The organism is Halalkalibacter alkaliphilus (assembly GCF_023555415.1).
In the GTDB taxonomy this organism is placed as follows: Bacteria; Bacillota; Bacilli; order Bacillales; family Bacillaceae_D; genus Halalkalibacter; species Halalkalibacter alkaliphilus.
Window position 1 is genome coordinate 1 of the sequence record NZ_JAKRYL010000057.1, and the last position, 1,288, is coordinate 1,288.

1 protein-coding gene is annotated in these 1,288 nt (G+C 36.6%); it reads right to left on the reverse strand.

Annotated elements, in window-relative coordinates:
• Window positions 1-166: 166 nt before the first annotated feature.
• On the reverse strand, window positions 167-1,288 hold a 1,122-nt coding region (locus MF646_RS23090), incomplete at its 5' end, for an IS110 family RNA-guided transposase (RefSeq protein WP_250098835.1).

Sequence of the window (1,288 nt, forward strand, 5' to 3'; positions counted from 1 at the left end):
TCTTACCTACAGTCAAGTATTTTTATTAGATTAGATGGATTAATTTTGTTGGAAAAGGTACCCTTCCCACTCAAAATTAATTACGCCATGCCAAATAGACCTGACGAGTTGAGTTTTTTCGAAAGGCCATGTATGGTATAGTATAAATAATTAATTACGAACAGGTTTATGCTGCTTCGTAATCATAGGTGATGTTGTGTGTGATTAAATGAAATGCCACTTTCAAAAACTTATTCACACACGCAATTGACGCAACTTTATGGGGTTTTCCTTGAGGTTGCGTTTTTAATTTGTCGTAGTACTCTACAATATGGTTGTTAGTTTTCTTACGAAGTCTAATCATCGTTTGAACCATATAGTACAAGATTTTTCGTAGCTTGTTATTTCCTCGTTTATTAATTTTATCTTTATAAAATGTATTTCCAGATTGATAACGCATGATATCAATCCCAACATATGCATTCAATTGTTTATGACTTTGAAAGCGTCGCAGATCCCCAATTTCTCCAATTAATCTTACAGCTGTAGCTTCACCAATCCCTGGAAATGAAAGTAATACCTGATACTCGATACGTTCTTTGGATAGGTCAACCATCTGTTTTATGAGTTTTTCCTTTTTCTCTTTTAAATCAGCGATACGTTTTGCATAATCCCTCACTTGGTCACATCGAACATCTTCTTTTGATATGGCTGGATATGAGTCTCTTGCTGCGTGAAGCAATTCTATTCCTTTCTCTTCAGCACGTGCAAGGGATATATTCTTTTTTGTATTCTCTTTTATTCGGTTTCGTATCACGGTTTTTGAACAGGCCAATGCTTCATCTGGGTGTGGATAAAGCTGAACGATATTCAAAAAGAGTGCAGAACGTTTGGAGAGGAGACGCTCTAGTTCAGGGAAACTAAGCTGTAAAATAGCGTGCATGCGGCTGAATAGATTTGTAATTTCACTATCTAATTCATCATAATAACGTGTTAGTGCACGCATTTGCTTATAATAGTTTTCTTCCTGATACGTCGTTGTTCGTTCTGTTCGAAAATGGGATTTAGCGAGCTCATGAGCATCACTCTTATCCGTCTTATGACGGCGCATCGAAGACGTTTGTAGATTCGCTTCTAACGGGCTAACTCTATGATAGGTGTAGCCTTCCGTTTGAAAGAAGTATTCTAAGGGTCTTGAATAAACTCCTGATGCTTCAAATACAATTTCAGGTGCTTGACCATCCAGTTTAGTGATTTCACAAATCTTTTCATTCAAGGCTTTAAAGGACGATTTATTATGCTTAATTTC